The organism is Rhodococcus sp. SG20037 (assembly GCF_031763325.1).
GTDB lineage: Bacteria > Actinomycetota > Actinomycetes > Mycobacteriales > Mycobacteriaceae > Rhodococcus_F > Rhodococcus_F qingshengii.
Map to the genome: position 1 here is coordinate 4,766,367 of NZ_CP134497.1, position 26,248 is coordinate 4,792,614.

General features: G+C 63.1%; 22 protein-coding genes, 1 tRNA gene and 1 pseudogene. 13 read left to right on the plus strand and 11 right to left on the minus strand.

The window, feature by feature from the left end:
- The first annotated feature begins 57 nt into the window (after positions 1 to 57).
- The 4 genes from RHP72_RS21745 to RHP72_RS21760 are packed head-to-tail and all read left to right on the plus strand — an operon-like array spanning position 58 to position 4,119.
- The gene (locus RHP72_RS21745) at positions 58 to 645 is read left to right on the plus strand and encodes a nuclear transport factor 2 family protein (RefSeq protein ID WP_042451074.1); all 588 of its coding nucleotides are present in this window, start codon (positions 58 to 60) and stop codon (positions 643 to 645) included.
- Entirely contained in the window at positions 642 to 1,412 is a 771-nt protein-coding gene (locus tag RHP72_RS21750) for an SDR family oxidoreductase (protein WP_042451076.1), read from the plus strand. Before RHP72_RS21745 ends, RHP72_RS21750 begins: the two co-directional genes overlap by 4 nt.
- Positions 1,409 to 2,464 carry a dihydrodipicolinate reductase gene (locus tag RHP72_RS21755; protein ID WP_042451078.1) on the plus strand — a complete coding sequence of 352 codons (1,056 nt, stop codon included), beginning with the start codon at positions 1,409 to 1,411 and terminating at the stop codon, positions 2,462 to 2,464. Before RHP72_RS21750 ends, RHP72_RS21755 begins: the two co-directional genes overlap by 4 nt.
- Positions 2,461 to 4,119, plus strand: coding sequence for a long-chain-fatty-acid--CoA ligase (locus tag RHP72_RS21760; RefSeq protein ID WP_052417005.1), 1,659 nt, complete (start codon positions 2,461 to 2,463; stop codon positions 4,117 to 4,119). Before RHP72_RS21755 ends, RHP72_RS21760 begins: the two co-directional genes overlap by 4 nt.
- 74 nt (positions 4,120 to 4,193) lie before the next feature.
- Here the strand turns inward: RHP72_RS21760 and RHP72_RS21765 are convergent, their stop codons facing one another.
- From RHP72_RS21765 to RHP72_RS21775, 3 genes are read right to left on the minus strand one after another with little or no spacing between them, the layout of a single operon-like run.
- Positions 4,194 to 4,925 carry a hypothetical protein gene (locus RHP72_RS21765; RefSeq protein WP_042451081.1) on the minus strand — a complete coding sequence of 244 codons (732 nt, stop codon included), beginning with the start codon at positions 4,923 to 4,925 and terminating at the stop codon, positions 4,194 to 4,196.
- Positions 4,922 to 6,439, minus strand: a complete 1,518-nt coding sequence (locus RHP72_RS21770; protein ID WP_003940450.1) for a carotenoid oxygenase family protein — start codon at positions 6,437 to 6,439, stop codon at positions 4,922 to 4,924. The genes RHP72_RS21765 and RHP72_RS21770 overlap by 4 nt, the downstream gene beginning before the upstream one ends.
- Before the next feature lie 48 nt (positions 6,440 to 6,487).
- On the minus strand, positions 6,488 to 7,720 hold the full coding sequence (locus tag RHP72_RS21775) for an acetyl-CoA acetyltransferase (RefSeq protein WP_042451084.1): 1,233 nt from the start codon (positions 7,718 to 7,720) through the stop codon (positions 6,488 to 6,490).
- 123 nt (positions 7,721 to 7,843) lie between these two features.
- Between RHP72_RS21775 and RHP72_RS21780 the strand changes: the two genes are divergently transcribed.
- The 5 genes from RHP72_RS21780 (at position 7,844) to RHP72_RS21800 (ending at position 12,739) form a co-directional block, all read left to right on the plus strand.
- On the plus strand, positions 7,844 to 9,055 hold the full coding sequence (locus RHP72_RS21780) for an acetyl-CoA C-acyltransferase (protein ID WP_042451085.1): 1,212 nt from the start codon (positions 7,844 to 7,846) through the stop codon (positions 9,053 to 9,055).
- Positions 9,052 to 9,975, plus strand: a complete 924-nt coding sequence (locus RHP72_RS21785) for an SDR family NAD(P)-dependent oxidoreductase (protein WP_042451086.1) — start codon at positions 9,052 to 9,054, stop codon at positions 9,973 to 9,975. Before RHP72_RS21780 ends, RHP72_RS21785 begins: the two co-directional genes overlap by 4 nt.
- On the plus strand, positions 9,972 to 10,796 hold the full coding sequence (locus RHP72_RS21790; RefSeq protein WP_042451087.1) for a DUF1295 domain-containing protein: 825 nt from the start codon (positions 9,972 to 9,974) through the stop codon (positions 10,794 to 10,796). Before RHP72_RS21785 ends, RHP72_RS21790 begins: the two co-directional genes overlap by 4 nt.
- The gene (locus tag RHP72_RS21795; protein WP_042451089.1) at positions 10,793 to 11,659 is read left to right on the plus strand and encodes an acyl-CoA thioesterase II; all 867 of its coding nucleotides are present in this window, start codon (positions 10,793 to 10,795) and stop codon (positions 11,657 to 11,659) included. The genes RHP72_RS21790 and RHP72_RS21795 overlap by 4 nt, the downstream gene beginning before the upstream one ends.
- An 81-nt stretch (positions 11,660 to 11,740) precedes the next feature.
- Positions 11,741 to 12,739 carry a helix-turn-helix domain-containing protein gene (locus RHP72_RS21800; RefSeq protein ID WP_003940366.1) on the plus strand — a complete coding sequence of 333 codons (999 nt, stop codon included), beginning with the start codon at positions 11,741 to 11,743 and terminating at the stop codon, positions 12,737 to 12,739.
- A gap of 7 nt (positions 12,740 to 12,746) precedes the next feature.
- On the opposite strand, the gene RHP72_RS21805 is transcribed toward RHP72_RS21800, so the two are convergent.
- Positions 12,747 to 14,126 carry an LLM class flavin-dependent oxidoreductase gene (locus RHP72_RS21805; RefSeq protein ID WP_042451462.1) on the minus strand — a complete coding sequence of 460 codons (1,380 nt, stop codon included), beginning with the start codon at positions 14,124 to 14,126 and terminating at the stop codon, positions 12,747 to 12,749.
- Positions 14,127 to 14,368: 242 nt separating this feature from the next.
- On the opposite strand from RHP72_RS21805, the gene RHP72_RS21810 reads away from it, so the two are divergent.
- Together RHP72_RS21810 and RHP72_RS21815 are read left to right on the plus strand one after the other, a co-directional pair.
- Positions 14,369 to 14,444: transfer RNA gene (locus RHP72_RS21810), tRNA-Arg, on the plus strand.
- Between the two features lie 49 nt (positions 14,445 to 14,493).
- Entirely contained in the window at positions 14,494 to 15,456 is a 963-nt protein-coding gene (locus RHP72_RS21815) for a formylglycine-generating enzyme family protein (protein WP_042451091.1), read from the plus strand.
- 1 nt (position 15,457) lies between these two features.
- On the opposite strand, the gene RHP72_RS21820 is transcribed toward RHP72_RS21815, so the two are convergent.
- Together RHP72_RS21820 and RHP72_RS21825 are read right to left on the minus strand one after the other, a co-directional pair.
- Positions 15,458 to 16,375, minus strand: a complete 918-nt coding sequence (locus tag RHP72_RS21820) for a TauD/TfdA family dioxygenase (protein WP_030534931.1) — start codon at positions 16,373 to 16,375, stop codon at positions 15,458 to 15,460.
- Between the two features lie 35 nt (positions 16,376 to 16,410).
- Positions 16,411 to 17,079: a TetR family transcriptional regulator gene (locus RHP72_RS21825; protein ID WP_030534932.1), complete on the minus strand. Its 669-nt coding sequence runs from the start codon at positions 17,077 to 17,079 to the stop codon at positions 16,411 to 16,413.
- Positions 17,080 to 17,284: 205 nt separating this feature from the next.
- Here RHP72_RS21825 and RHP72_RS21830 point away from each other — a divergent pair, with 205 nt between their 5' ends.
- Positions 17,285 to 19,621, plus strand: a complete 2,337-nt coding sequence (locus RHP72_RS21830; protein ID WP_042451093.1) for an arylsulfatase — start codon at positions 17,285 to 17,287, stop codon at positions 19,619 to 19,621.
- 73 nt (positions 19,622 to 19,694) lie between these two features.
- On the opposite strand, the gene RHP72_RS21835 is transcribed toward RHP72_RS21830, so the two are convergent.
- From RHP72_RS21835 to RHP72_RS21850, 4 genes are all read right to left on the minus strand, one after another.
- Positions 19,695 to 21,197: a DUF4153 domain-containing protein gene (locus RHP72_RS21835; RefSeq protein ID WP_042451095.1), complete on the minus strand. Its 1,503-nt coding sequence runs from the start codon at positions 21,195 to 21,197 to the stop codon at positions 19,695 to 19,697.
- Positions 21,198 to 21,304: 107 nt separating this feature from the next.
- Positions 21,305 to 22,300: a HAMP domain-containing sensor histidine kinase gene (locus RHP72_RS21840; RefSeq protein WP_007727705.1), complete on the minus strand. Its 996-nt coding sequence runs from the start codon at positions 22,298 to 22,300 to the stop codon at positions 21,305 to 21,307.
- Entirely contained in the window at positions 22,297 to 22,983 is a 687-nt protein-coding gene (locus tag RHP72_RS21845) for a response regulator transcription factor (protein WP_003940586.1), read from the minus strand. The genes RHP72_RS21840 and RHP72_RS21845 overlap by 4 nt, the downstream gene beginning before the upstream one ends.
- A gap of 65 nt (positions 22,984 to 23,048) precedes the next feature.
- Positions 23,049 to 23,582: an NlpC/P60 family protein gene (locus tag RHP72_RS21850; protein WP_052417006.1), complete on the minus strand. Its 534-nt coding sequence runs from the start codon at positions 23,580 to 23,582 to the stop codon at positions 23,049 to 23,051.
- A 250-nt stretch (positions 23,583 to 23,832) separates the two neighbouring features.
- Here RHP72_RS21850 and RHP72_RS21855 point away from each other — a divergent pair, with 250 nt between their 5' ends.
- On the plus strand, positions 23,833 to 24,942 hold the full coding sequence (locus RHP72_RS21855; RefSeq protein WP_073512705.1) for a serine hydrolase: 1,110 nt from the start codon (positions 23,833 to 23,835) through the stop codon (positions 24,940 to 24,942).
- 5 nt (positions 24,943 to 24,947) lie between these two features.
- Here the strand turns inward: RHP72_RS21855 and RHP72_RS21860 are convergent.
- A pseudogene (locus RHP72_RS21860) lies at positions 24,948 to 26,171 on the minus strand (erythromycin esterase family protein).
- Positions 26,172 to 26,248: the final 77 nt, after the last annotated feature.

Below are 26,248 nucleotides of genomic sequence, written 5' to 3' on the forward strand. Positions count from 1 at the left end.
ACAGAGGCACTCCGTCAACGTGCGGCCCCCGATCCGGAGCCGAGAAGGGACATCATCTTGAGGTCCAACAACATTCACGCAGTCGACAGCGGCGGGGGCCCAGACGTCAGGGACTACAGCCGGGTCGACGCTCTCGTCGCCAAGCAGGAAATCTACGAGGTTCTGGCTCGTTTCCTCCGAGCTGCCGATCGCGGAGACGTCGAGGACGCCAGGCGGTGTTATCTACCCGGCGCAACCGAAGACCACGGGGGTGTCTTCACCGGCACCGCCGACGACTACATCGACCACATCGCCGGGGCCATCACTCACCCACGGTCACTGACGACCCACGCAATGACCAACGTCCTGATCGAACTCGACGGGGCCACAGCACACGTCGAGTCCTACGTGCTTGCCTTCGCACGAATCAAGCACTCGGACGGCATAGCCGACACACTCACCGCGGCGCGCCTGATCGACCGCTTCGGCTACGAGGACGGCAGGTGGGGAATCCGCCACCGCGCACTGCGGTGGGACTGGAACCACGACATGGCCACAGCCGAAGGCTGGATCTTCGGGATGCTCGCGCCTGAAACGTCCTTGAAGAAGAGCAAGAAATTTCCCGACGACCTCATCTACACACGGCAGACACAGGAGCACTCATGACAAGGTTTCGCGGAACGCCGATAGAGGGCGCGACTGTCCTCGTCACCGGCGCCAATCGAGGGCTCGGCTTGGCCTTCGTCCAACAGGCGAAGTCGATGGGTGCCGCCAAAATTTATGCAGGGGTGAGAAATCCCGACGAGGCGCCCGCCGAGCTGCGATCCACCGGAGCACACATCGTCGAACTCGACGTGACCGATCCAGGACTCGTCGATGCAGCGGCCAGGGCGTGCGGTGACACCACAGTGGTCGTCAACAATGCCGGACTGTTCACCGGGAATCGGTTGATCGAGGCCGACGACCAAGCGGCTGCGCGAGCCGAGATGGAGGTCAACTACTTCGGGCCTCTGACGATGATCCGCGCCTTCGCGCCGGTACTCGCCGCCCGCGGCGGAGGATCGATAGTCAACGTCCTGTCGGTGGCCGCAATCGCTCCGACCGCCTTCATGGGTGGCTATTCACCGGCCAAGGCGGCTGCTCTGTCGCTCGGCGGCATCGCTCGCGCCGAACTCGAACCGCACGGCATCACCGTCACGTCGTTGATCGTCGGCAGCGTCGATACCCGCATGGCGTCACATGTTCAGGGCCACAAGGAAAATCCTCTGGACATCGCCGCGACCGGACTCGCCGCCACGCAACGCGGTGAGTGGACGTGCGACACAGATTTCATGGCAATCGATGCCCGTGCGCGTCTGGCCCGCGACCCGATTCGGTACGAACGCGGTCTGGGCAAGCTCCTCTTCGCCGGCGAACTGACCACTCGATCATGAGCGATCCGATTCGTGTTGCCCAGTGGGCGACCGGTGCCATCGGCAAGACAGCGCTACGCGGAATCATCGATCGTCCCGACCTCGAGTTGGTCGGCCTCTACGTGTACAGCGACGCCAAGGCGGGTCGAGACGCCGGTGACATCGCCAGACGAGCACCGACGGGGGTGATCGCTACACGCGACGTGGACGAGATCATCCGCTCGCGCCCACAGGTTCTCATCCACAGTCCGCGGTTGCAGATTCCGTACGAACGCCACGACGACGATCTGTGCCGTCTGCTTCGCGCCGGGATCAACGTGATCACGACGGCCGGGCAGCACTTCCCCCGCGCACACGGCACCGAACGCGAGCACATGTTCGCCCAAGCATGCAAGGAAGGCGATTCGACGCTCTTCGGGGTCGGCGTGAGCCCAGGTGTCATCGGCGAGCGATTGGCGTTGGCGCTGACGGGAACATCGATCGAACTCGACCGAATTACGATCGACGAGGTGCTCGACGCTCGCGGCATGCCTGACCCCGACTTCGCGTTCACCGTCATGGGAATGGGTTCGCCCCCGGAGGAACTGGACGGAACCGGGCCGTTGCCCTCGCTGTACGCGTCGCTGTACCTCGAGACCATCGCGTTCATGTGCGAGCGCCTGGGCGTCACCTACGACGGGGTCGTGTCCGATCACAGGGTCGTTCCGGCACGTACGGATCTCGACGTCGCCGCCGGACGCATCGCCGCGGGAACCGTCGGAACCACCGAATGGCGCTGGCACGCAATGGTCGACGGAAAGCAGTTCCTCACCCTCGCCATCATCTGGACCATGGAACCTGATCGCGACGAATACGCGGGACGGGACCAATGGGAAGTCCACCTCTTCGGCAAACCCGAGATCGTGATGACCGTCAACCTGGTCGAACCACAAGATCCGAACAGTCGCACGACAGCCGGTCAGTTCATCACTGCAGGCCCGGCACTACGCGCCGTCGAGCATGTACTCGCTGCTCCCGCCGGCATTTTCGAACCCCCTGTCTTTGCCCCCTTCAGATTGGAGCATTCAGCATGACAACTCAGCCGACGGCCGTAGGTTCGACTGCCACCCGTGAACCTGCCACCCGTGAACCTGCCACCCGTGAACCTGCCGTCCGTCAACCTTCCGTGAACGCGCTCCTGCCCGACGGTCGCCCCGTGCAGAATCTGGAAGACTTGCTACGCAGCCGGGCGATTGCCAGTCCGGAGAGCACCGCCGTCATCTCCGATGACGGGCGTACCAGTTTCCGCGAACTCGACATCGAAACAAATCGTGTCGCGAATGCACTTCTGCGCGATGGTGTTCGACCCGGCGACCGGGTGGCGTACATCGGGGCCAATGCACCGTCTTTCCTCTCCGTCCTGTACGGATCTTCGAAGATGGGCTCGATCCTGACGGCCGTCAACAATCGGCTGGCACCGGGCGAGGTCGACTACATCCTGAGCAACAGCGAGCCGACCGTCGTCGTACTCGGAGCAGGCGATGAGGGCCTCTCCGACGTCGCCGCGGCGGTCGGTAGCGTCCGGACCGTCGTCACGGTGGATGGCGCCGGAAACTCGATCTCGTGGAACGACTGGCTTTCCGGTGTCGGCGACGACGATCCGGGGTCGTCGCGCCGCCCCGACGACACAGCGCTGATCTTCTACTCGTCGGGAACCACCGGTCACCCCAAGGGAATCGAACTCACCGGCGCCAACCTCGGCCGTGCCCTCGCCACCATGTATCACCTGCTCGATCTCGACACCGACTCCGTGGCTATGTGCCCGGTTCCGTTCTTCCATGTGGCCGGACTGGGTCTCGCCCTGGTCACGACGCTCGGCGGTGGCGCTCTACTGCTCGAGACCATCGCCGGACCTCTCGAACTCGTCGCGCTGATGCAGGAGTACAAAGTCACGCATGCGGTCGCCGTTCCCGCGGTGATCAGCGTCCTGACCTCCCTTCCGGCTGTGCGCGAGGCAGATTGGAGTGCCCTGCAGTTCCTGGTCTACGGAGCCGCGCCGATGCCACTGCCCCTGTTGCAAGACGCGACCGAGGTCTTCGGGTGTAGTTTCCTGCAGGCATACGGTCTCACCGAGTCGACCGGCGGCGTCACCATGCTGACCCCGGAAGATCATCGGGCGACCGACGAGTCGACCGCGCATCGGTTGAAGTCCGTCGGGCAGCCGATGTTCGGAGTGCCCATCCGCATCGTCGATCCCGTGACGCTCGAAGACGTCCCGGTCGGTACCCGCGGAGAGGTCGTCATCGGCGGCGCTCACGTCATGAAGCGTTACTGGCGTAACGAAGCAGCCACTGCGGCCACCATGTTGGACGGCGACTGGCTTCGCACCGGAGACGGCGGATCGTTCGACGAGGACGGCTATCTCTACCTCCACGACCGCCTCAAGGACATGATCGTCTCCGGCGGTGAGAACGTCTATCCGGCCGAGGTGGAGAGTGTTCTCTCCGGGCACCCCGGCATCCGCGAGGTCGCGGTAGTCGGCGTTCACTCCGATCGGTGGGGTGAGACTCCCCTTGCCGTGGTCGTTCGAGCTGCTGATTCGGATGCAACCGAAGCGGAGATCATCGAGTGGTCACGCGAGCGACTGGCTCACTTCAAGTGCCCCAGTGCGGTTCGGTTCATCGAGGAGCTGCCACGCAACGCTAGCGGGAAGCTGCTCAAGACTCGTTTGCGACAGGACTTCGCTTGAGTCCATGACACGAATTCGGGGCCGGTCGCTTCGAGCGATCGGCCCCGATTTCTGTCGTTCGATGTGAAGCACGCTCAGCGTGGGTGAATCCGGAATTCCACGCCGCCGACACTCAGCCCGGGCTCGACGGCAGACGCGCCGCTCGACGCCGCCAGATCGATTGCAGTGAGCATCGACCGCTCCCCCGGAACGAACGACACGACGCGTGATCCCAGCCTGATCGAGAGTGGTTGCGCCGAGACCGGTTTCTTTCCGAACACTTCGGCCCACAGCGTCGCCGTCCTGGCCGGATCGGACGAGGACACGTCGACGCCGAGGATGTCGTCGACCCAGGGATCGAGGGAAACCTCCTTCTCCGTCTCATCCCAGAACCACTCGTCGGCGTCGGGAATCTCGTCGAGTTCTACGAGCAGTCCGAGATCACCGGGATGAAGTTGGACGATCCGGTGACCGTAGGCCTCGAGATCGGCCACCGTCCGAACATCGGCCGCAGCTGCACGTTCCAGATAGGGCTCGATGTTCGAAACCTGGATCGAGAGTGCATAGCCGCCCTCCCCTCCGCCCTTGCGGATCCATCTCGCCAGCGAGACCGTCTCGTCGAGCGGCGCGACGATCTCGAGAAATGCCTGCGGCCCGACGGCCAAGGTCTCGTCGGCCAAACCGATGTCTTCGAGCAGTGGATCTGTGAATCCTGGTGCCAGATTCAACGCTTCACGTAGTTGTTGACCGGTCTTGTCCAGGTCTCGTGCACCGATCACCACCTGTCGCAGGATCTCCCACGTGCCCGCGTCGTGCGTGCCCGTCACAGTCCGACCGCTTCGGCTGCGGTGTCGGCACTCTGCCAGCGTCGAAGCTCGGCACCCGGCGCCCACGTCGAGTGGGTGCCACTCGAAATCCGTTCGGGAAGGCGAAGTTTGCACAATGGTCCGTCTCCGACGCGGGCAGCGTCGAAGATCAGGCAGAAGGACGCGTCCTCGTTCATGTCGGTGGTCAACGTGATGAGATAGCCGTCGTCTTCGGCGGTACCACCCACGCGTGGTGCCATCGAGGTCTCGCTTCCATACACGCCGTCACCGAAGGAGAATCGTTCCTCGTTCCCCGTAAGCAGGTCGTGTTTGACCAAGCCGTCGAACAGGAACCACGACGGCTTACCAGAAGCCGCATAGGCGTATCGGTACTTCTCACCCGCGAAATTGCCGTTCATCATGCCGAATTCGGTGATCGAGTCACTGAGTTGCTCTTCACGCGTGGCTCCGGTGACCAGGTTCAAACGCCAGCGGTGAAGCCGGGTCTGCATGCGATCGAGAGCGAGGAAACGGAAGGCGCGCTCCCACTGATTGCCCATACCGTTGTCCGACGGCTCCGGATCACCCTGGTAGAAACCGTCCAGAACAATCTCGTCCCCCTCTTCGTAGGCGTTCACGAAGTGCAGGACATAGGTCGAATCGGCTTCGAACCACTTGATGTCAGAAGTATTTCCGCGGCGTGGGATGACTCCGAGACGCAGCGGGATATCGGGATGGAAATTCGCGACGTGCGCGCCCTTCTCCAGCAGAACCGGATCCCAGAACAAGGGGCAGTCGTTGAGGATCGCGTAGTTCTCCGTGAAGGCCATGTCGTGCGGCAAGCGCGGACCGGGAAGTGGGACGTCGACGTAGTGGACCAACTCGTTGGCCGAGTCCACGACGCCGTAGTGCATGTACGGCGCTTCCTTGCTGTAGTTGAAGAACAGCATTTCTCCGGTCTTGTCGTCCACCTTCGGATGCGCGGACACACCCCATTCGAAGGGGAACTTGCCGTTCCAGCTTTCCTTGCCGAGTGTCTCCGCCGACATCGGATCGAGACGATACAGATCTCCGCACTGGTAGAAGCTGGTGAGAGCAGTCCCCCGGTGAACGACGACGTCGGTGCTGGACGCGTCCTTCATCCGGGTGCGCGCACCCTTGCCGCCCTCGGGGCGACTGAGTTTGGGAGACTCGGCAAGCCCGGCCCACAACGCAGCGCCGGCATCCTGCTCGGCCGCCAAGCCGTCGGTACGTACGAATCGGTTGCGGTAGAACGACTCTCCGTCGCGAAAGCCCACGATGTGAATCATGCCGTCACCGTCGAAGGGGTGATACGCCTTCATCGAGGGATGGAGCGGATTCTCGGTGTTACGCAGGTAGACACCGTCGAGGTCTTTCGGAACCTCACCGAATACGACTTCGAGGTTGTCCGCTTTGAACTCGGTGGTCTGGGGTTGCCACGGGCCGGTGCGATACGGGTGATCGTCATCGGCGGGAAGGGTGGACAACAACTTGCCTACGATTTCGACGTCCATGGAATTCTCTTTTCGACTGATGGGGAAAGGCTGGGTTGGGCTGCACCTTCAGGAAACTGCGTCGACGACAAAACTGACGGTGGTGGCCGTACTTCCACCGAAGTTGAGCGTCGCAAAGCGGCTCGCACCCTCGACTTGGAAACCGCCGGCCGTTCCCGTCACCTGATGGGCCGCGTCGAGAAGCATTCGAACACCACTGGCACCCACCGGATGACCACCGCCGATCAGACCGCCGCTGGGGTTGATCGGTAGCTTGCCGCCCATGGCGATGTCACCACTCTCGATGGCTTTCCACGACTCGCCGGGCGCGGTCAGACCGATGTGGTCGATCGCGAGATACTCACTCGCCGTGAAACAATCATGTGTTTCGATCCCGTCTATCCCGGCCAGGTCGACTCCGGCCCGGGAGAAGGCACCCATCACCGCATCCCGAACGTGTGGCATCACGTAGGGATTATCGGCGTCGCGGGCCAGCTTCTGCTCGAGACCTAAACCAACTGTCCGGTGACCCCAGCCCGCGATCTGGGCCCGCGGAGTCGCCGCGGCGCCAGGGTGTTCACGCAGGTACTTGTTCGTCACCAGCACCACCCCGGCGCCACCGTCGGTCACCTGGCTGCAATCGAATCGCCGAACACCACCTTCCACAACGGGATTGGTCGTGTCGTCACCACCCGCATTTCCGAGTAGATCGGGCACCGCCCAACCGCGTGTCTGCGCGTTGGGGTTGTTCTTCGCGTTTGCGAAGTTGATCTGCGAGATCGCGCGAAGGTGAGATTCGTCGATCCCGTAACGCCGCCCGTACTCCTTCGACACACGGTCGAACATGTACGGCCACATGAATTTTGCTTCCTGACCTTCGTGTCCGACCCAGGCTGCAGCGCCCAGATGGCCGGCCGCGTCATCACCCGGAACCGTCTTCTCCAGTTCGATACCCATCACCAGAGCCACGTCGTAGTTGCCGGCGCGCAGGTCTGCCATCGCTGCAAGTACAGCGATACTGCCCGATGCGCACGCCGCCTCGTGCCGAGACGAGGGCACACCCCACAGGTCTGGATGCACGGTGGCGGGCATCGCGCCCAGCTGACCTTGGCCGGCAAACAATTGACCGAAGGCATTACCGACGTGGATCACCTCGATGTCGGTGGCAGGAACCTTCGCCGCGTCCAGGGTGTGGTTCACCACCTCTTCGGCAAGGTTCGCGAAATCGAGTTCCTCACGGGTGAAGTTCCGTGCGAAGTCGGATTGGTACCCGCCGAGAATCCAAATGTTCGAAACAGTCATGACCTCTCCCCTTGCCGATCCGGCCTCGGTGACGTCACCGAGATACCCGCGCAACGGCGGTTGTAATTTCACCGCAACCGTACTACAACTAGCAGAGTAACTCTACTAATTGAAGGGTTGAAAATGACTGATGCTTTTGTCCTCGACTACGTGCGCACACCGCGCGGTCGAGCATCGGCGCGAGGCGCCCTCCACGAACACAGCCCCGTCGATCTTGTCGTCCACCTGGCCAAGGCTTTGCAGGGTCGAACGAACCTAGGCGCAGAACAGATCGACGACGTCGTTCTCGGTTGCGCATCGCAGGTGGACGAGCAGGGCGCGAACATCGCTAGAACTGCCGCACTCCTTGCCGGTTGGGGCGACTCCGTCCCCGGCGCAACCCTCAACCGATTCTGCGCATCCGGCGTCGACGCAGTTGGCCAGAGCGCGGCCCGCATTCGCGGCGACGACGTGTCCCTCGTCGTGGCCGGTGGCGTCGAAAGCGTCTCCCGGACTCCGATGTTCAGTGATCGCGGACCGCTGTGGACCGATCCGGCAACTATCGCGCAGATCGGTTCCATCCATATGGGTGTTGCCGCCGACTTGAATGCCACGATCGAGGGGTACTCCCGCGACGAGTTGGATGCGTACGGCGTCGAAACCCAGCACAAGGCTGCCGAGGCCTGGCGCAACGGCGCATTCGAGCGGTCCGTTGTGCCTGTCCCCGGCAGAAATGGTGAAGCCGGAATCGCGCACGACGAACTGGTCAGGGCAGAGACGACGGCAGAGGGACTCGCCACGCTGCCTCCGGCCTTCGAAGGGCTCGGCGCCGCCGGTCAGGATGCACTCGCGCTCGCCGCCTACCCTGAGGTCGGCAAGATCGAACACCTGCACACCGTCGGATCCTCTCCCGCCATGGCCGACGGCGCAGCGCTCCTACTCCTCGGATCCGAGAAAGCCGCGGCCAGAACCGGCTTGACCCCTCGCGCACGGATCATCGGATCCGCCTCGACTTCGGTGAATCCGGTCCTCATGCTCACTGCGGGCCAGAGCGCCGTGGAGGCAGTCATCGCGCGAGCCGGGCTTCGTCCACAGGACATCGACGTGTTCGAGTTCGCAGAGGCGTTCTCCGCACTCTGCCTACGGTTCCGCCGCGATCTTGACGCCGGGCCGGACCGCATGAACCCCAACGGAGGCACGATGGCGATGGGCCATGCATTCGGCGCCACCGGAGCAATTCTCGTCGGCGCATGTGTCGACGAACTGGTACGGAGCGACGGACGCTACGGTGTGGCCGCGGTCAGCGGCGCCGCCGGTGTCGGAGTCGCGGTGCTCGTCGAACGGATCGCCTCATGACCGTCAGTTCACTCTCCGGCCGCGTTGCCGTCGTCACGGGAGGGGGTAAGGGCCTCGGCCGTGCCGTCGCACTGCATCTCGCGAGCCGAGGGGTCACGGTGATCGTCAACAATCGGAATCGCACACTCGATTCGAGCGGCCGAGGCCCTGCAGATCAGGTCGTCGACGAAATCCTCGAAACCGGTGGACAGGCCGTCGCCAACCACGACGACGTCACCGACCCCGAGGTCGGCCGAAAGTTGGTGGACGACGCTCTCACTCGGTTCGGACGACTCGACTTCTGCATCACCAGCGCCGCGGTCAGCGGTCCACAGATGCTTCATCGCACCACCGCCGAGAACCTCAGCACCGTCATCACGACAAACGTCGTCGGAACCGCACTGGTCGCCGCCGAAGCCTCCCGAGTGATGCGCGAAGCCGGATTCGGGCGCATCGTGATGATTGCCTCGACCGCAGGACTGCACGGAGAACCCACCGTGTCCGCCTACGCCGCCAGCAAGGGTGCCGTCATCGCATTGGGACGCACCGCAGCCGGCGAAGGAGCGAGTCGCAATGTGTTCACCAATGTCGTACTGCCCTATGCCACTACGCAGATGACCGAATCCGGAATGGATCCACGATTCATCGACATCATGGGTGCCGACCTGGTAGCCCCGGTGGTCACCGCCCTCGTCGATCCCGAGTCCACGACCAACGGGCAGGTGATCGTCACGGCAGGCAACGGGGTGCGTTCGGCAGACGCCGTCGAGGGCTCGACCGAATTCTTGCCCACCACCACAGAACTCGATGCCAAAGCGCTCGACGCGCTACTCGTGACCAGCCGACTCGGCGCTCCTCACACCTATCCGAGCGCACAGGAAGCCTTCGCGGACTTCGCTTCCGAACTGCTCGACCACCACAATCGGAAAGCGCGCGCATGACCGACATCCCACTGGGCGATCTTGCACTGAACTTCGGTGTGAGCGCACTCGCCGTCCTCGTCTTCATCGCAGTCGTGATGGCCGTCGCCATCCGGATGAACAATCACTCGATCATCGACATCTGCTGGGGGCCTGGCTTCGCCGTCGTCGCCGTCGTCTCGTACCTGACGTCCATCGGGTCGGACGGCAACGATCTGCGTCGCCTCGTCGTGCTGGCTCTGACCGTGGTGTGGGGAATGCGACTCGGCCTCTACATCGGCTTCCGAAACCGTGGGCACGGGCAGGACAAGCGCTACACTGCCCTGCTCAAACATCAACAGGGACCGCTGGTTCCGTTCCTGATTCGCAAAATCTACGGCCTCCAGGGCGTTCTCATTCTCGTGGTGTCGCTGCCCGTCCAGTTCGCGATGTACGAGTTTCGCGCCCTCGGAGTCCTCGGCGCGATCGGCATCGCGGTCTGGACCGTCGGCTTCGTCTTCGAATCGGTTGGAGACTACCAACTTTCCCGCTTCAAAGCTGATCCGGCCAATGCCGGGAAGGTGATGGACCGTGGGCTCTGGGCCTGGACCCGCCATCCCAACTACTTCGGTGATGCATGCGTCTGGGTCGGACTGTTCATCCTCGCGCTTGGTGATCCATTGGCGCTGATCACGATCGTCTCTCCGATCGTCATGATCAAACTGCTGGTGAGCTACAGCGGTAAGGCCCTTCTCGAACGCGGCATGCGCAAGAGCAAGGGGCAGGCCTACGACGACTACGTCGCCCGGACCAGCGGATTCTTACCTCGTCCACCCCGTCCGGCACGAAACCACGCGTCGTGAGCGCCCCCACGAGTGGTCTCGCCGACGTCTTCGATCTGGAATCGACCGGCCCGGACCGGTGGCAAGGGTCGAACGACGGTGTTCGTCTACCTCAATTGTTCGGCGGCCAACTGGTAGCCCAGTCGATTCTCGCAGCCGGGCGCACGGTTACCGACGGCAAAGCGATCAGTTCCGTCCACACCCACTTCCTTCGCCCGGGATCGACGGAGCATGCAACCGAGTTCTCGGTAGATCGACTTCGCGACGGAAAACGCCTGTCCACCAGAGGCGTCGACGTCCACCAGGACGGACGACTCGTCTGCCGTTCCACGGTCTCTGCCTCCTCGATCGACGAGGGCATCACTCACAGTCGCGCAGTACCTACCGCACTCCCGCCCACTGAGTGCGTGACGTTGCAAGAGTTGGCCGAGGCAGACGGTGGGTTGGGAGAGGTGTGGGAGGAGTTCTCCGCCATCGAGATTCGTGTTTCCCCCCTTGATTCGCACTCCCCCACCGCGCATTCGGCGGCGCCTCCGCGCAACATCTGGATGCGTTCGGCTCAGCGGCTGAGCGACGATCCACTGATTCACGTGGCTGCTCTCGCTTATGCCAGTGATCTGATGCTGATGGCAACCGCACTGACTCCGCACGGCTACGACATCGGGCAGGAGCACTCGCTCGACACGGACTGGACTGGTGTGTCCCTCGATCACACGATGTGGTTTCAACGCCCTGTGCGAGCGGACGAGTGGCTGCTCTTCGAGCACGCGACCCCCACAGCTCACGCCGGCAGAGCAGTCGTGAATGCGGCGGCCTTCGATCGATCCGGACTCCAGATCTGCCAGATCACTCAGGAAGCGTTACTCATTGCCCGCACCGAGTGATTCCCGACTCTTTCTGCAGACCATTCGGTACGGTCTCGCGGTGCCGCAGGGTTCGCGGCCTATGATTTCGGGGTGGTACGAGTGAATGCAGCCGGATCTTCGACACCCACCGCGTCGGCGGGCGTCACCGAGTTGCCTGCCGGCGGTCCGAACGCACTGGCCGTCACGCTCGGGTTGTTGGGGGACGAGTGGAACCTCTGGATTCTGCGATTCGCCCTGTTGGGGTCGCGGCGATACAACGACTGGCTCGCCCTCGGGGGAATCTCCAACTCCGTATTGTCCTCACGGTTGGCGGTCCTGACGGCCGGCGGAATGCTCGAGCGTCGTGAGTATCAGCAGAACCCGCCCAGGCACGAATACTCGGTCACCCGCAAAGGGCAGTCGATCTGGCCCGTCCTCATCACCATGTGGTCGTGGGAGAAGCAGTGGGCGCCCAATGAAACCCAGCCGCTTCCACCACTGCGGCACAGCACCTGCGGAAACGACTTCACCCCGATCCTGCGCTGCAAGGAGTGCGGCGAGGACGTGGACGTACGATCCCTGGACTCCCAAATGGGTCCGAGTGGGGACTTCTCACGCAGTGTCCCGGAAGCAACATCGCGGCGACGCTCCACCAAGTCCGAACGCCGTCCGGAGATTCTGGCTCACACGATGGAACTTGTCGGCAATCGCTGGTCAGCGGCGATCATCGGTGCAGCTTTCCGAGGCGCTCGCCGCTACGGAGAGTTCGCCGAGATCACCGGTGCACCACCGGCGATAGTCGCGGATCGCTTGAAGCACCTCACCGAGATCGGTGTGATGGAAACGCGTCCGCTTCCGGATCGCCCACAGTGGTCGGAGTATCGACTCACCGCCAAGGGCACGGCGTATTTCCCCGTGGTGATGTGCATGATCTCCTGGGGTCAGCGTTGGTTCAGATCCGCGGACGGCCCGGACATCGTTCTCCATCACAAGGCCTGCGGTAAACGGTTCGAAGCACGCTTGGGTTGCAGTGTGTGCGGTGAAGAGTTGAGGTCTTCGGACATCGAGGCCGTCGACCTCACCACCTCGGTCCACGTACCCGGGTCCGGCTGGTCCTGAGGTCCGCTCAGCCGGCAGTGCGGATCCGGCCGAAACTCCGGCCTCGGTGTTCGAGCGGCAGCCTGTCCCCTCGCCCGAACAGTTTGTTGCGCAGCGTTCCCTCGTCGTAGTCGCTCTGGTAGGCACCTCGTTTGGTCAGCTCCGGAATCACATGCTCCACAATGTCTTCGAAGGTTCCAGGAGTCACCGCGTACGCGAGATTGAAACCGTCGACGTCGGTCTCGGACACCCACTCCTGCAACTCGTCCGCGACTTCCGCACCGGAACCGACAACGATCGGGCCGAGCCCGCCGATGCCCGCCCACTCCGCGATGTCCCCCACCGTCCATTCGCCGCCTTTCTCGTCGGCCTGACGAAACGATGCGACCGCGGATTGAATGGCATTGCTCTCGACGTTCCCGATCGGCTCGTCCGCTCGGTATCCGGAGAGGTCGATTCCCATCCACCCCGAGGTGAAAACGAGCGCGCCTTCACTACTCGCGTAGCTGCGGTAGTCCTCGAGCTTCGCCTGGGCCAACTCAGGGGTTCGGTCGGTGATGATCGTCAACAGTGTGTAGATGCGGGCCGAGAACGGATCTCGCCCGACCTTCGTCAGTTCGTTTCGGATTCGAGCAACGGTGTCTTTGAGAATCGCCTTTGTCGGTGCACCCACAAAGATCGCCTCGGCATTCTCGGCGGCGAACCGCACCCCACGAGGCGACGCGCCGGCCTGGAAGATGACCGGCGTCCGCTGCGGAGAAGGTTCGGAGATGTGGATGCCCGGAACCGTGAAGTGCTTGCCTTCGTGCTCGATCGGATGAACCTTGGCGGGGTCCGTGTAGACCCCGGTGGTTCTGTCACGCACCACCGCGTCGTCTTCCCACGACGTTTCCCACAACTTGTAGAGAACTTCGAGGTACTCGTCCGCGTGGTCGTAGCGATCGTCGTGCTGGAGTTGGTCGTCCTCGCCCATGTTCCGCGCGGCCGAGGGGAGGTATCCGGTGACCACGTTCCACCCGATTCGCCCGTTCGTCAGGTGGTCGAGGGTGCTCAAGCGCCGAGCGAACGGGTAGGGATGCTCGAAAGCTGTACCTGCGGTGATCCCGAAGCCCAAGTGCTCGGTCACGGCAGCCATCGCCGACGCCAGCAGTAGCGGGTCCGAGACCGGTACCTGCGCGCCCTGCCGCAGCGCTGCGTCGTGATTGCCGCCGTACACGTCGTACGTTCCCAACACGTCGGCCAGGAACAGCCCGTCGAATCGTCCACGCTCGAGGAGCTTCGCCAACTCCGTCCAGTACGTCAGATCCGTGTACCTGGACGACTGGTCCTCCGGGTGGCGCCACAGACCTGGCGATTGGTGGGCGACGCAGTTCATGGCAAAGGCGTTGAAGCGGATTCTGCGGGTCATTCCCGCACGATGCCGTGCCTGCTCCGCGGTGAACACCATTGCGATCAGTGCGATCGGTACGGCTCCTGCTTGCACCCGGCGATACCGTCGACTTCGCGACCTCGTCGGCGGGCCGCTACACTGACTAGCGCAGCTGTGACGCCCGAGGCTTCGTGCCGACAGGTCGAGCGGATGCAACAGCAGTATCGGGAAGCGAAAACCCCGGCAGCACAGGGTTTTCAGCGCTTGTCGGTACGCTCCCCGCCCTCGTAGCTCAGGGGATAGAGCATTCCTCTCCTAAAGGAAGGGTCGCAGGTTCGAATCCTGCCGAGGGCACCAGGTGGGACTCTCCCCACATCGGCGCCACCAACGTGCCATTCTTGACTTCATGACGATGCCTCACTCCACGGCTACTCCCCCGAAGAACATGTCTTTGATCCCGGGTGGGACGTACTGGATGGGCTCCGAAGATTTCTATCCGGAAGAACGCCCAGTTCACCAGGTCACAGTCGACGGATTCTGGATGGACACGACGGCGGTGACGGTCGCCGAGTTCCGACGCTTCGTGAAGGCAACCGGCCACGTCACCACTGCTGAAATCGCCCCGGACGCCGCCGACTATCCCGACGCCGATCCAGCCCTCCTCGTCCCGGGATCGTTGGTCTTCAATTCGCCACCCGGCCCGGTTTCACTTGACGACTACACCCAGTGGTGGTCGTTCACTCCCGGCGCCGATTGGCGCCATCCCGAGGGCGCCGACAGCAACATCGGGGGACGTGAACGGCACCCCGTCACCCACGTGTCGTACTTCGACGCCCAGGCCTACGCCGCGTGGGCCGGCAAGGAACTCCCGACCGAGGCCGAGTGGGAGTTTGCCGCCCGCGGTGGACTCGATCGCCAGGCGTACGTGTGGGGCGATCACGACTCTCCGGGCGGGCGGCCCGGTGGCAACGTGTGGCAGGGCCAGTTCCCCTGGGAGAATCTGCTCGAGGACGGTTACGAGCGCACCGCTCCGGTCGGAAAGTTCCGGCCCAACGGCTACGGACTGTTCGACATGGCCGGGAACGTGTGGGAATGGACGGCCGATCACTACACGTCCGACCACGCCCACAGTTCCAAGAACGTCGCGCCGGCCTCGTCGTGCTGCATTCCTCGTAATCCCCGAGCGGAGTTCGCCACGGAGGCGTTGGCGGGCGAACCCTACGCACGACGGGTGATCAAGGGCGGCTCACATCTGTGTGCACCGAACTACTGCCTGCGCTACCGCCCTGCCGCGCGGCAGGGCGAATCCGAGGAGTCCTCGACCTGCCACGTCGGCTTCCGGTGCATCATCCGCATTCCGCAGACGTAAATCAGAAGGGCACGTCTCCGAGGATTGCCACCCGCTCCATCACGCGGCGATGAGGGAAGTAATCACTCGCTGCGTAGTGCTGGGTAGCCCGGTTGTCCCAGAAGGCAATGGAATTCGGCGCCCACTTGAAGCGGCACTGAAAGTCCGGGACCTTGACCTGCGCGAACAGCAGGTTGAGCAGATCGTTGCCTTCGACAGGATCCATGTCCGGAATGTGGGTGGTGAAAAGGCTGTTGACGAACAGAGTCTTACGCCCGGTCTCCGGATGCTTACGCACCATCGGGTGCAGGACCGGCGGGTACTGCTCCTTCATCTGTTCCAACTTCTCCGGGCTCATGCCGCGTCCGAAGGACGGCACAAAATCGTGGATGGCGTCCTTGCCGTCGATCAAGTCCTTGATCTCGTCGGGGAGGCAGTCGAAGGCGTTACCCATATCAGCCCAGAGCGTGTCACCACCGGCAGGCGGTACGTCGATCGCCCGAAGTACTGAACCGAGCGGCGGCGTCTTCGTCCAGGTGACGTCGACGTGCCAGATGTTCTCGGTTCCTGGACTGTCCTCTCCGCGTTCGAATCTGACGACTGCCGGAACCTCTCCCTGTGGGAGAAGTGGATGGACCTCGAGTTCGCCCCAATGGGCAGCGAAGTCACGATGATTCACGCTCGAAATCGGCTGGTCCCGAAAGAACACGACCTTCCATTCGAGCAGGGCCCGGCGCACGTCCTCGATCTGCTCCTCCGACGGATCATGCAGGTCGATGTCGCTGATCTCGGCACCGATGAACGGTGTGACGGGTGTCAGAGTGAACCGCTCGTACGGCCTCGATTCAACGCCTTCCGGGTTTCGCCTCATTCCGCGTGGTCCGAATTCGATTGTGTGATTGCCGATTTGGACTGTTCGTGAGGATGTAAGGGTAGCCATCGAATGACTCCGTCCTGTCGTGTCGTGTCGCGGGGTCACACGTCAGTCGACGCGTGCACCCGCTTTGCTCGTGTGCGTTTGTGTGCGCTTTGGGGCGCGGTCAGTGCTCCTACCGCGAGATCGACCAGATGATCCACTGTCGTATCGAAATCTGCCTGCACAACCGGGTTTTCGTCTTCGCGGCGCTGCTCGAAGATGGCCAGAGCGGAGACGCTCATGTTGAACGTCAGATCGATCCGTTCGACCGCGACGCGGCGAGATAGATGCGGCAACGCCCGCGTCAACCTGACGACAACTTCGTTGATCCCCTCGCTGACCTCGCGGAACTCAGCACTCTGCGTATCCACCGACGGTGAGATTCGGGCAATGAACCTCGCATAGTTGGAACCGTCGACCGTCGCCAGAAAATCTGCCAGCGGGTACAGAAAGGCTTCGACCAAAGCACGGACCAAGTCGGTCCGCCCACTGGCGTCGATGTCGTCGAGATACGTCAGTCGCGCTGCGTTGATCTGATCCATCCGATGCCGGAATACGGCCAGCACCAGACCGTCTCGCCCACCGAAGTGATACTGAACTGCAGAGTTGTTGCGCTGCCCGGCCGCAGTCGCCACGTCCCGCATGGACACTTCGTGAATACCTTGCTCGGCGAACATCCGCTCGGCGACGGCGATCATGGCGTTCTTGGCATCCAACGAGGCGGGCATACACCGACCATATAAGTCACTGTCTTAATTCCGCAAGCCCCATCCCCTGTGCGCGGTTAGGGAGTGCAGGGACTCCTTAACCACTCACGGGGGTAGTTGTCCCAGTCAACGAGACATACGCCGCCAACTGAATTCCGATCGATACGCTCCAGATTAAGACGACTGCTTAATCCGCCCGGTTTTGCACACGCCAAGGAGCCTGCTGGTGAATCGCCATTCCATTCCGATCATTCCCGAGACGCCGAACGTCGCGGCCGCCGTGTACTACCCCGATCAGAATCCCCCGTACACCCGCCCGGAACCGCTTCGCCCGCCGGCCGGGGCCCCGAACGTGCTGCTGATCATGATCGACGACGTCGGATTCGGCGCACCCTCCGCGTTCGGTGGCCCGTGCCGCACCCCCACCGCCGAGCGTTTGGCCGAAACCGGCGTGAAATACAGCCGATTCCACACCACGGCTCTGTGCTCGCCGACGCGTGCCGCCACACTGACCGGGCGCAACCACCACAGTGTCGGTATGGGTGTCATCTCCGAAATGGCCAACGCGGCACCGGGATACAACGGGACCCGCCCCGCCTCTGCCGCCACGGTCGCACGCGTCCTACAGGGAAACGGCTATGCGACAGGTGCTTTCGGCAAGATGCACCAGACCCCGACGTGGGAGACCACCGCTGCCGGGCCGTTCGACCGTTGGCCGGTCCGTGAGGGTTTCGACAAGTTCTACGGTTTCCTCGGTGCCGAGTCCGACCAGTTCACCCCGGTTCTCTACGAGGACTTCACGATGGTCGACTTACCCAAGACACCACAGGAGGGTTACCACCTGTCCGAAGATCTCGTCGACCACGCGATCGAATGGGTCGAGGGCGTCAACACGATGGACCCCGACAAGCCGTGGTTCTGCTACCTCCCCTTCGGCGCGTGCCACGCTCCACTCCAGGTCCCGGACCGCTACCTGGACAAGTACGTCGGCGAATTCGATCACGGGTGGGATCGCCAACGCCAGATCACCCTCCAAAAGCAGAAGGAACTGGGCGTCGTCGCTCCTGACACCGAATTGGCCCCGTGGGCTCCGGGGCTCCCACACTGGGACGAACTCGACGACGACCAGAAGAAGGTCTCGGCCCGTCTGATGGAGTTGTACGCGGCATTTCTCGAGCACACCGACGACGAGGTAGGCAGGCTCGTCGACCGGTTGCAGGACATGGGTGTACTCGACAACACTCTGGTGCTCTACATGATGGGTGACAACGGCGCTTCCGCGGAAGGCGGAATGGAGGGCTCGTTCAACTACCTCGCCGGCCTCAACGGTTACAAGAGTGCGACATCCGACGTACTGGCGCGCTACGACGAATTGGGGACCGAAACCAGCTACCCGCACTATCCGGCGTCGTGGGCTCTGGCTCTCGACACCCCCTACCAGTGGGCCAAGCAGGTTGCGTCCCATTACGGCGGTACCCGGAACGGCCTGATCGCCCACTGGCCCAAGGGGATCGACAAGCCAGGCATCAGGGAGCAATGGCATCACTGCGTCGACATCACGCCGACGATCCTGGAAGCTGCCGGTATTCCGGCACCGTCCAGCGTCGACGGGGTGACCCAGAAACCGATGGAAGGCGTGGCGATGAACTACACCTTCGCCGAGCCCGACGCCGAAGAGCGCCACACCACACAGTATTTCGAGATCTTCGGCAACCGCGGAATCTACGATTACGGTTGGACCGCAGTCACGGCCCACCGCGCACCCTGGCTGATGGCCACTCACGGCCTCGAGCTCACACCGATGAGCGAGGACCGTTGGGAGCTGTACGACACCTCGGTCGACTGGTCGCAGGCCCGCGATCTCGCAGACGAGCATCCCGAGATCCTGGCCCGGCTCAAGGAAAAGTTCCTCGTCGAGGCGGCCAAATATCAAGTGCTGCCGCTGGACGACAGAACGGTCGGTCGCCACGCCACCGCGGAATCACGACCCCCGCATCCGATGATGGGCCGCAAGACCCTCACTCTGTACCCACACATGAACGGTCTGGTCGAGAAAGCCGCGCCGACGTTCTTCAACCGCTCGTACACGCTGACCGCGAGTCTGGGTAGCGTCGCCGACGGCATGCTGGTCAGCCTCGGTGGCCGGTTCGGCGGATTCGCTTTGTACATACTCGATTCCGTCCCCGTCTACTGCTACAACTTCAGCGGCGGTGGTCGGACCTTCGTGCGTGGGCGCAACCCGCTGGCACCCGATACGCGCGAGGTGTCCGTCCACTTCGAGTACGACGGCGGCGGAATCGGCAAGGGCGGAACCGCCACCCTGATTGTCGACGGCGAGGTGGTCTCCGAAGGCCGGATCGAGAAGACCACTCGGGCGATCTTCAGCATGAACGAACAGCTCGACGTCGGCATCAACCGGGGAAGCCCGGTGGCGGAGGAGTTTGCGGAGAAGGGCACGTTCCGTTACGGCGGCAAACTCCACAGCGTGACCGTCGACTTACGATCCACCCGAGATGTGGTGTCCGCAGAGGAACGGGAGAAAATCTCACTCGCCGTGCACTGATCGACCAGGCGACGCTCGCCGATTGTGCAGCCGCGCGCGATATCTGCCGTGCGGCTGCACAATCGCCCTGCGTCTATCCGACCGTGTACATCTGCAGGCACGGCCCCACCGGGCGAGCTTCCAGGATGTCGCGGGCCTTCTCACGCGCTGCGTTGAACTCCCAGGGCGCAGTGGTGCCCGGCACTCCGAATCGATATCTGCTCAAGGCACATGAACGCTGCGGTTCCGGTAGACGATCCAAGGCAGGTACCGCGTCGACGGAGAGCCCGCGTAAGTAGGAAACGTCGATGCTCTTGCCGCCCTCGAACCGTTCCACGTTCTTTTGCGCGATGTACGCGTCGGGGTTGAACACCGCGAAGGCCAGCAGCGCGACGGCCGAAGTGGCGAGAACAGCTGTGGGCAGCCACTTCCCGGACATCCGAATACCTGCGACGAGCAACAACACGAACACGAAGCCAAGAAGCAGCTCTGTCGCGAAGACGCTGACCCGGAGCACCGTGAAACCGTACTGATTCTCGTACAACCACATCCGGTGCACAGCGGACGCCACGATCACCAGGCTGAAAACACACAGGGCACCCAGCAGTCCGCGGGCAAGACGCCTCGATCCAGCGTCGCGGCGGTCGATGTACCGCACTGCGACGGCGATGACGAGCAGCGTCAGCACGGTAACCGCCATAAGCTGCCAGAAACCCTCACGCGCGTAGTCCGCATAGGTCAGTCCATCGGTCACCTGTACGTGCTCGTCTCCCCCGAACAGCGTCTTCGTCTGTACTGCAACAAAACCGAGGAACAGCACGTTGAGTACTCCGAGCGGGACCGCCCACTCCCACATCGGCAACGGCGTCGCCTGCGCAGGTGCAAACGCGTCCACCGTCGGCGTTCTGCGGCGCAGATACACCGCAACCAGCGTGCCGAACGCCATCACGACGCCGGCAAAGATCCGTGCTCCCGGGTTCGACACCGAGATGGCAGGAGCGAAGCCGTCGAAGATCTTCGCGAACTCCGGATCCGCACTCACGAACAAAGATCCGAAAATCAGCAGGAGAAGAATCGATACTGCGCTTACGACGACAACTCGCGCCGCCGGCACCCGCGGAGCAGAGCGGGTAGCGAGCTTTCGACGACGAACGAAGTTGACCGTCCGGTGCGGTGCCCGCCAGGGAGCGACCGTTCCCAGAAGTATTCCGGTCCACGTCCGCCCGCCGATCAGAGTCCACGTGAACAGAACCCACGCAGCTACGACGCAGAGGAACACCAACCACTCCGCACCGCGAACGGCGGCAACACCCAGCAGTGCGAGCATCCCGATGGCGGCGACCCACTGCGTCACGGTCATCCGCGGCGGCGTCAGAATCCCGAAGACGATCACCACACCGGCACCCACGATCACGTACGCGATACTCGCGAACCCTGGGTCGAGGATCAGGGCCGCAAGCACCCCTACTGCGGCCGCGCCGAGGAGCATCGAGCGGGTGGCCATCGAAGTGCGATCGGGACGCCAGAACCGGCTGGGACGCTTGGGTTTTACGGCCGGCATCGGCGGTTTCGGTGGAATTACTATCGGAGCGCTCATGTGATCTCCTATGTGTCTGGTTCAATTTTCAGGGTCGGAAGTACAGACGAATGCCGATGAAGACATGCGCCATCGCGAGATCTCTCGATCTCGTCAGGGACTTTGATTCAGTTCTGCGGCAGCACTACTCGAATGCAACAACCCGACGGGGCATCGACGACGGCAATCCTGCCGTCATGTAATTCGACCGCCCACTTCGCGATCGCGAGGCCGAGTCCGGTGCCCCCGTCGGTCGAGCCGCCGCGGATGAAGCGGTCGAACACTCGCTCACGGGCCTGTGGTTCGATGCCGGGGCCGTCGTCGTGGACGTCGAGCACCAACTCCCCCGCGCTGCCGGTACGTACTCGGATCACAACTTTGGTGTCGACGTTCCCGTGCTGAACCGCGTTGTCCACCAGGTTGGTCACCACCTGATGGAGGCGATCCGGATCGGCGACCACGGACAATTGTGGAGGCTTGACGTCTATCTCGATGTCGCCCGCACTCACACTCGACAGCTCGCGTAGGAACGGCTCGACCTCGAAACGGCGGCGTTTCAACGGCATTGCGCCACCCTCGAGTTTCGAGAGATCGAGAAGGTCGGCTACCAGCGCGCCCAGTCGTTCCGTTTGCCGCAGCGCCGATTTCATCATCGCCGGATCCGGTTCTTCGACACCGTCGACGACGTTCTCGAGCATGGCTTGCAAAGCGGTGATGGGCGTGCGCAGTTCATGGGAGACGTTGCCGATCAACTCGCGGCGGTACCGGTCGTCGGCCCCGAGGTCCTCGGCCATCCGATTGAACGCATGGGCGAGTTCGCCTACTTCGTCTCTGGAAGTCGCTCGTACTCGCCGCGAATAGTCGCCGCGCGCCATCGCCTTCGCCGCGGCCGTCATCTCGCGAAGCGGTGACGTCATCCCGTGTGCGAGCACCTGCGTAACGCCGAGAGCGACAACCAACGCCGTCAGTAGAGCAAAACGAAACGGTTGTTGCGACGTCAGCCAGAAACCACCCGCGGCGAACACCAGTGCTGCGACAACCAGGAGGCCGACCTTCACCTTGAAGGACCGCATCGGGTCCAGCGGCCGCGGCCACCGTGCAAAAAGACGGTCGACGACGCTCATCGCGGCACGTCCCAGGCGTACCCGACCCCGTGAACGGTCCGGATCACGGAAGGTCCGAGCTTGCGTCGCAGCGCCTTGACGTGGCTGTCGACGGTCCGACTGCCCGCTCCCTCACCCCAGCCCCAGATCTCCTCGAGCAGCGACTCCCGCGGGATCGCGGCTCGCGGCCGCTCCGCCAGATAGGCGATGAGATCGAATTCGGTGCGAGTCAGGTGAACTTCTTGCGCATCACGGCGTACTCGACGTTCGGTCAGGTCGATCACGACGTCACCGAACTCGAGGAGGTCGGCCACCGGGCGAGCAGCGTGCTCCGCGCGATCCGCACGCCGAAGCAGAGCCTGCACCCGGGCGACGAGCACACGCATGCTGAACGGCTTGCTCAGATAATCGTCGGCCCCGACGCCGAGACCGATCAGCATGTCCGTTTCATCGGCGCGAGCGGTCAGCATCAGCACAGGCACCGGGCGCACGGCCTGGATGCGGCGGCAGACTTCGAGTCCGTCGAATCCCGGCATCATCACGTCGAGTACCACCAGGTCTGCGTCCATCTGCTCGCAGCGGGCCACCGCGCTGGGACCGTCGAACGCCAGCTCGACGTCGTAGCCCTCGGCACGCAGCCTCGCCGCGATGGACTCGCAGATGCTGACCTCGTCGTCGACCACGAGCACTCTTCGCTGACTCATGGAACTGACTGTATTCGGCCCTCGTGGATGAACCTGGGAGGACTTGTGAAGGTTCTGTGCAGGTTCTAGAACCTGCGGATGTTGTTGATCGGCAGATCCGCCAGGGGCGTCAGTCCGGTCGGAACACCAACTCCGTAGGCGTTGAACACCATTCCGAACCCAGCGTAGATGCCGACGTGCGTCGCACCGGGGTAGAAGGTGATGACGTCGCCGGGGGCGAGGGCCCACCGGGGAACCGACTGTCCGACGTTGGCCTGCTGTTGGCTGGTCCGTGGCAGATTCACGCCGGCCTGCCGAAACGCCCATTGCACCAGCCCGGAGCAGTCCCACGAGTTCGGCCCGACGCCGCCCCACTGGTAGGGCTTTCCGGTCTGAGTGCTCGCCGCTGCCAGCGCGATCAGCCCTGCCGGACTCGGAATCGGAAGGGCGGCTGATCCGCTGCTGATGCTGCCCGTGCTTCCCAAGCTTCCGGAACTCCCGCTACTGCCACCGCTACCGAGACTTCCCGGGTCGGCTGAGGCGGGGGCAGCGGAGAGCAACAGGACACTTCCGGTCAGCAAAGCCGCGACCGTTCCCGTGCGGAGTGTCGACTTCTTCATGCATCCGTCCTTCGTGGGAGTCGTTTCGGCGCGCGGCAGCGCACCTCGATAGCCGTGAACTGGTAAGACACGTGAAAACAAACACTTCGTTCGGATGTTAACGGCGTGGACGTGGTGTTCGGACAGGAATGATTGATCCGATTTGTCGGTTTTGAACAAACGGGCCTTACGTCCCGGGCTGGCAGAAGATCAGGGAATGATGGGGGATTTCCTGGATCCCGCGGCACGACTAGGTCCATAGATTCGACTCATGCGCCCATACCTGCTCGTCGCCGCGGTCATCATCGGAGCCACCACGGCACTCGTCGGTTGCTCGACGCTCCAGCGCGCAGTGGAGATTCAATCGGATCTCGACGGACTCACCAGGTCGGGTGTCGTCGGGTCGATCGCAACACTCGACGACGGCACCACGACGGCTGTCATGACCAGCGGCGTGCCCAACCGGACCAACGGCGATTCGATCGGCAAGAATGATCGGGTCCGGATCGGAAGTGTGACAAAGACATTCACCGCTTCACTCGTCCTGCAGTTGGTGGCCGAAGGCAAGGTCGACCTCGACGCACCGATCGAGCAGTACCTCCCGGGCCTACTGCACGGCAGTGACATGGACGGCAGTGGCACAGACGGTAGCGCAATCACCGTGCGGCAACTGTTGCAACATCGCAGCGGCCTACCCGAGTTCGCCGGAGAACCCGGCGCTGACGAATGGATTGCCGCAAACGAGGACCGAACGCTGACGCCGTCCGCCGCGGTCGCCATCGCCCTCGGCAAACCGGCGCAGTTCGTCCCCGGAACGTCGTTCGTCTACACCAACACCAACTACATCGTTCTCGGAATGCTCGTCGAATCGGTGACCGGCCGCAGCTACGCCGACGAACTTCAGTCTCGGATACTCGACCCGCTGGACTTGGAAGACACGTACCTCCCGCCGGCCGGTGAGCTCGACATCAGGGGCGATCACCTGACGGGCTATCAGGATCTCGACGGTGGCCTGACCGACGTTTCCCGCACGGAACCGTCGATCCCCTGGGCTGCCGGAGCGATGGTCTCGACGGGCACAGACCTGAACACCTTCTGGCGTGCACTACTCGACGGGCGGGTGGTGCCGGCCGAGCAGCTTGCCGAGATGACCACCCCTCAGGTCGCCGCCACCGAAGCCGAGGGACTCGGGTACGGGATGGGCGTCGGCGCCACCGAACTTCCCTGCGGCGTCACCTATACCGGCCACAGTGGTGGGATCTACGGGTACTACACACTGTCCGGTGCGACGCCGGACCGCGCGTTCACTGTGACGCTGACGTCGACGCCGAAGGACCAGCCGGACACCGTCGCGATACTCTCGCACGCACTCTGCCCTTGACGCTGTTACCAGTATTGATGACGTTTTCCATCAGTGTCCGCGACGAAAATGACCGCGTCGGCGCCGTCCAACTCCGAAGGTTTCAGCGGCAGATGCCCTGGCAGGATCGCCTCTCCCGCGGTGACGGACAGGTCAAGTGCTGCGCGAAGTGCGGGGGTCGGAAACAGGGCACGCCGACTGGTCGCATCGGCCAACGCTCCCTGCAGAGTGCCCGGATCACTGTCGGGGTTGGCGTCGGTTGCCACGAATACGTAGCGCTCTCCGAGGACAAGTCCGACAAGTGAGCCGGCGCTCCCCCAGCTGACCACGTCGCCGTTGACGGGCATGTCGGACGGCACTCGCAGGAGATGGGCATTGTGTGCGAAGAGCAGGATCGGCCCGCGTCGCTGCTCCTAGGCGACGACGGCCAGCAGGTTCTCGGCCATCATCTCGGCACGGAGACTGAGCAGAGTGCCGATACGATCAGGAGCGGAACTCGCCATCGCGGCGTGGTAGCGCAGAAGACCTACAGCGGTGCGTGCGTGTGCGAGGGCCAGGTCGTATCCGCCCGGGTCGGCGGGCCGCAGCACAGGTGCGGCGCGCCGCAGGACGCTGGCGAGGTCGTCCGCAATGATGCGCAGGGCACGAGCCTGATCGGAGTTGCCGACGGACGCAGCCGGTTCGAACATCGCCGCCGGGTTGGTCCAGTCGGGGTCCTGCCCGAGCAGAAGGTCGATGTCGTCGAACGAGTGCGGCCGCATCGCAGCGGGCAGGAAGTCACCTGCTGCAGACAGCGCGCCACGTGGGCTCGGTGCGCCGGAGTACTCCACCGGAGCGTCGAAGCCGTAGAAGCGAACTCGGTCGGCCGGAGCGCGGCCGTGGTTGTACTCGCGTAGCCATTCGACGAGTTCGCGGTTTCCCGGTACCGCACCGAATCCGTGGCTGAAGCCTGTGGCGAGCACCTTCTCGATGTCCGCCTCTCCCCCGTTCACGTAGTCGTTCACGAGCAAAGCCGCAAAGACATCTGTTTCGAGCACGATCGACCGATATCCTCGTTCGACCAGTTGGCCGAGAAGTTCGTTGCGCAGCAACGGAAAAGCCTTGATCCCATGAGTCGGCTCGCCGAGAGCGAGCAGAGCCGGCACCTCGGTTCGCGCTGCGAGCAGTTCGTCGACCGCACGACCAAGACTTGCCGCGTCTTCGAGTTGGCGGCCGAACTCACTCAGCGCTGGGGCAGTGGACATGATCATCCCTTTCGAAGGTGGACTGCCTTCGACAGTATCGTTGAAGATTCGGTTGAAACTTTCACTGGCAATTACCTGGGGTA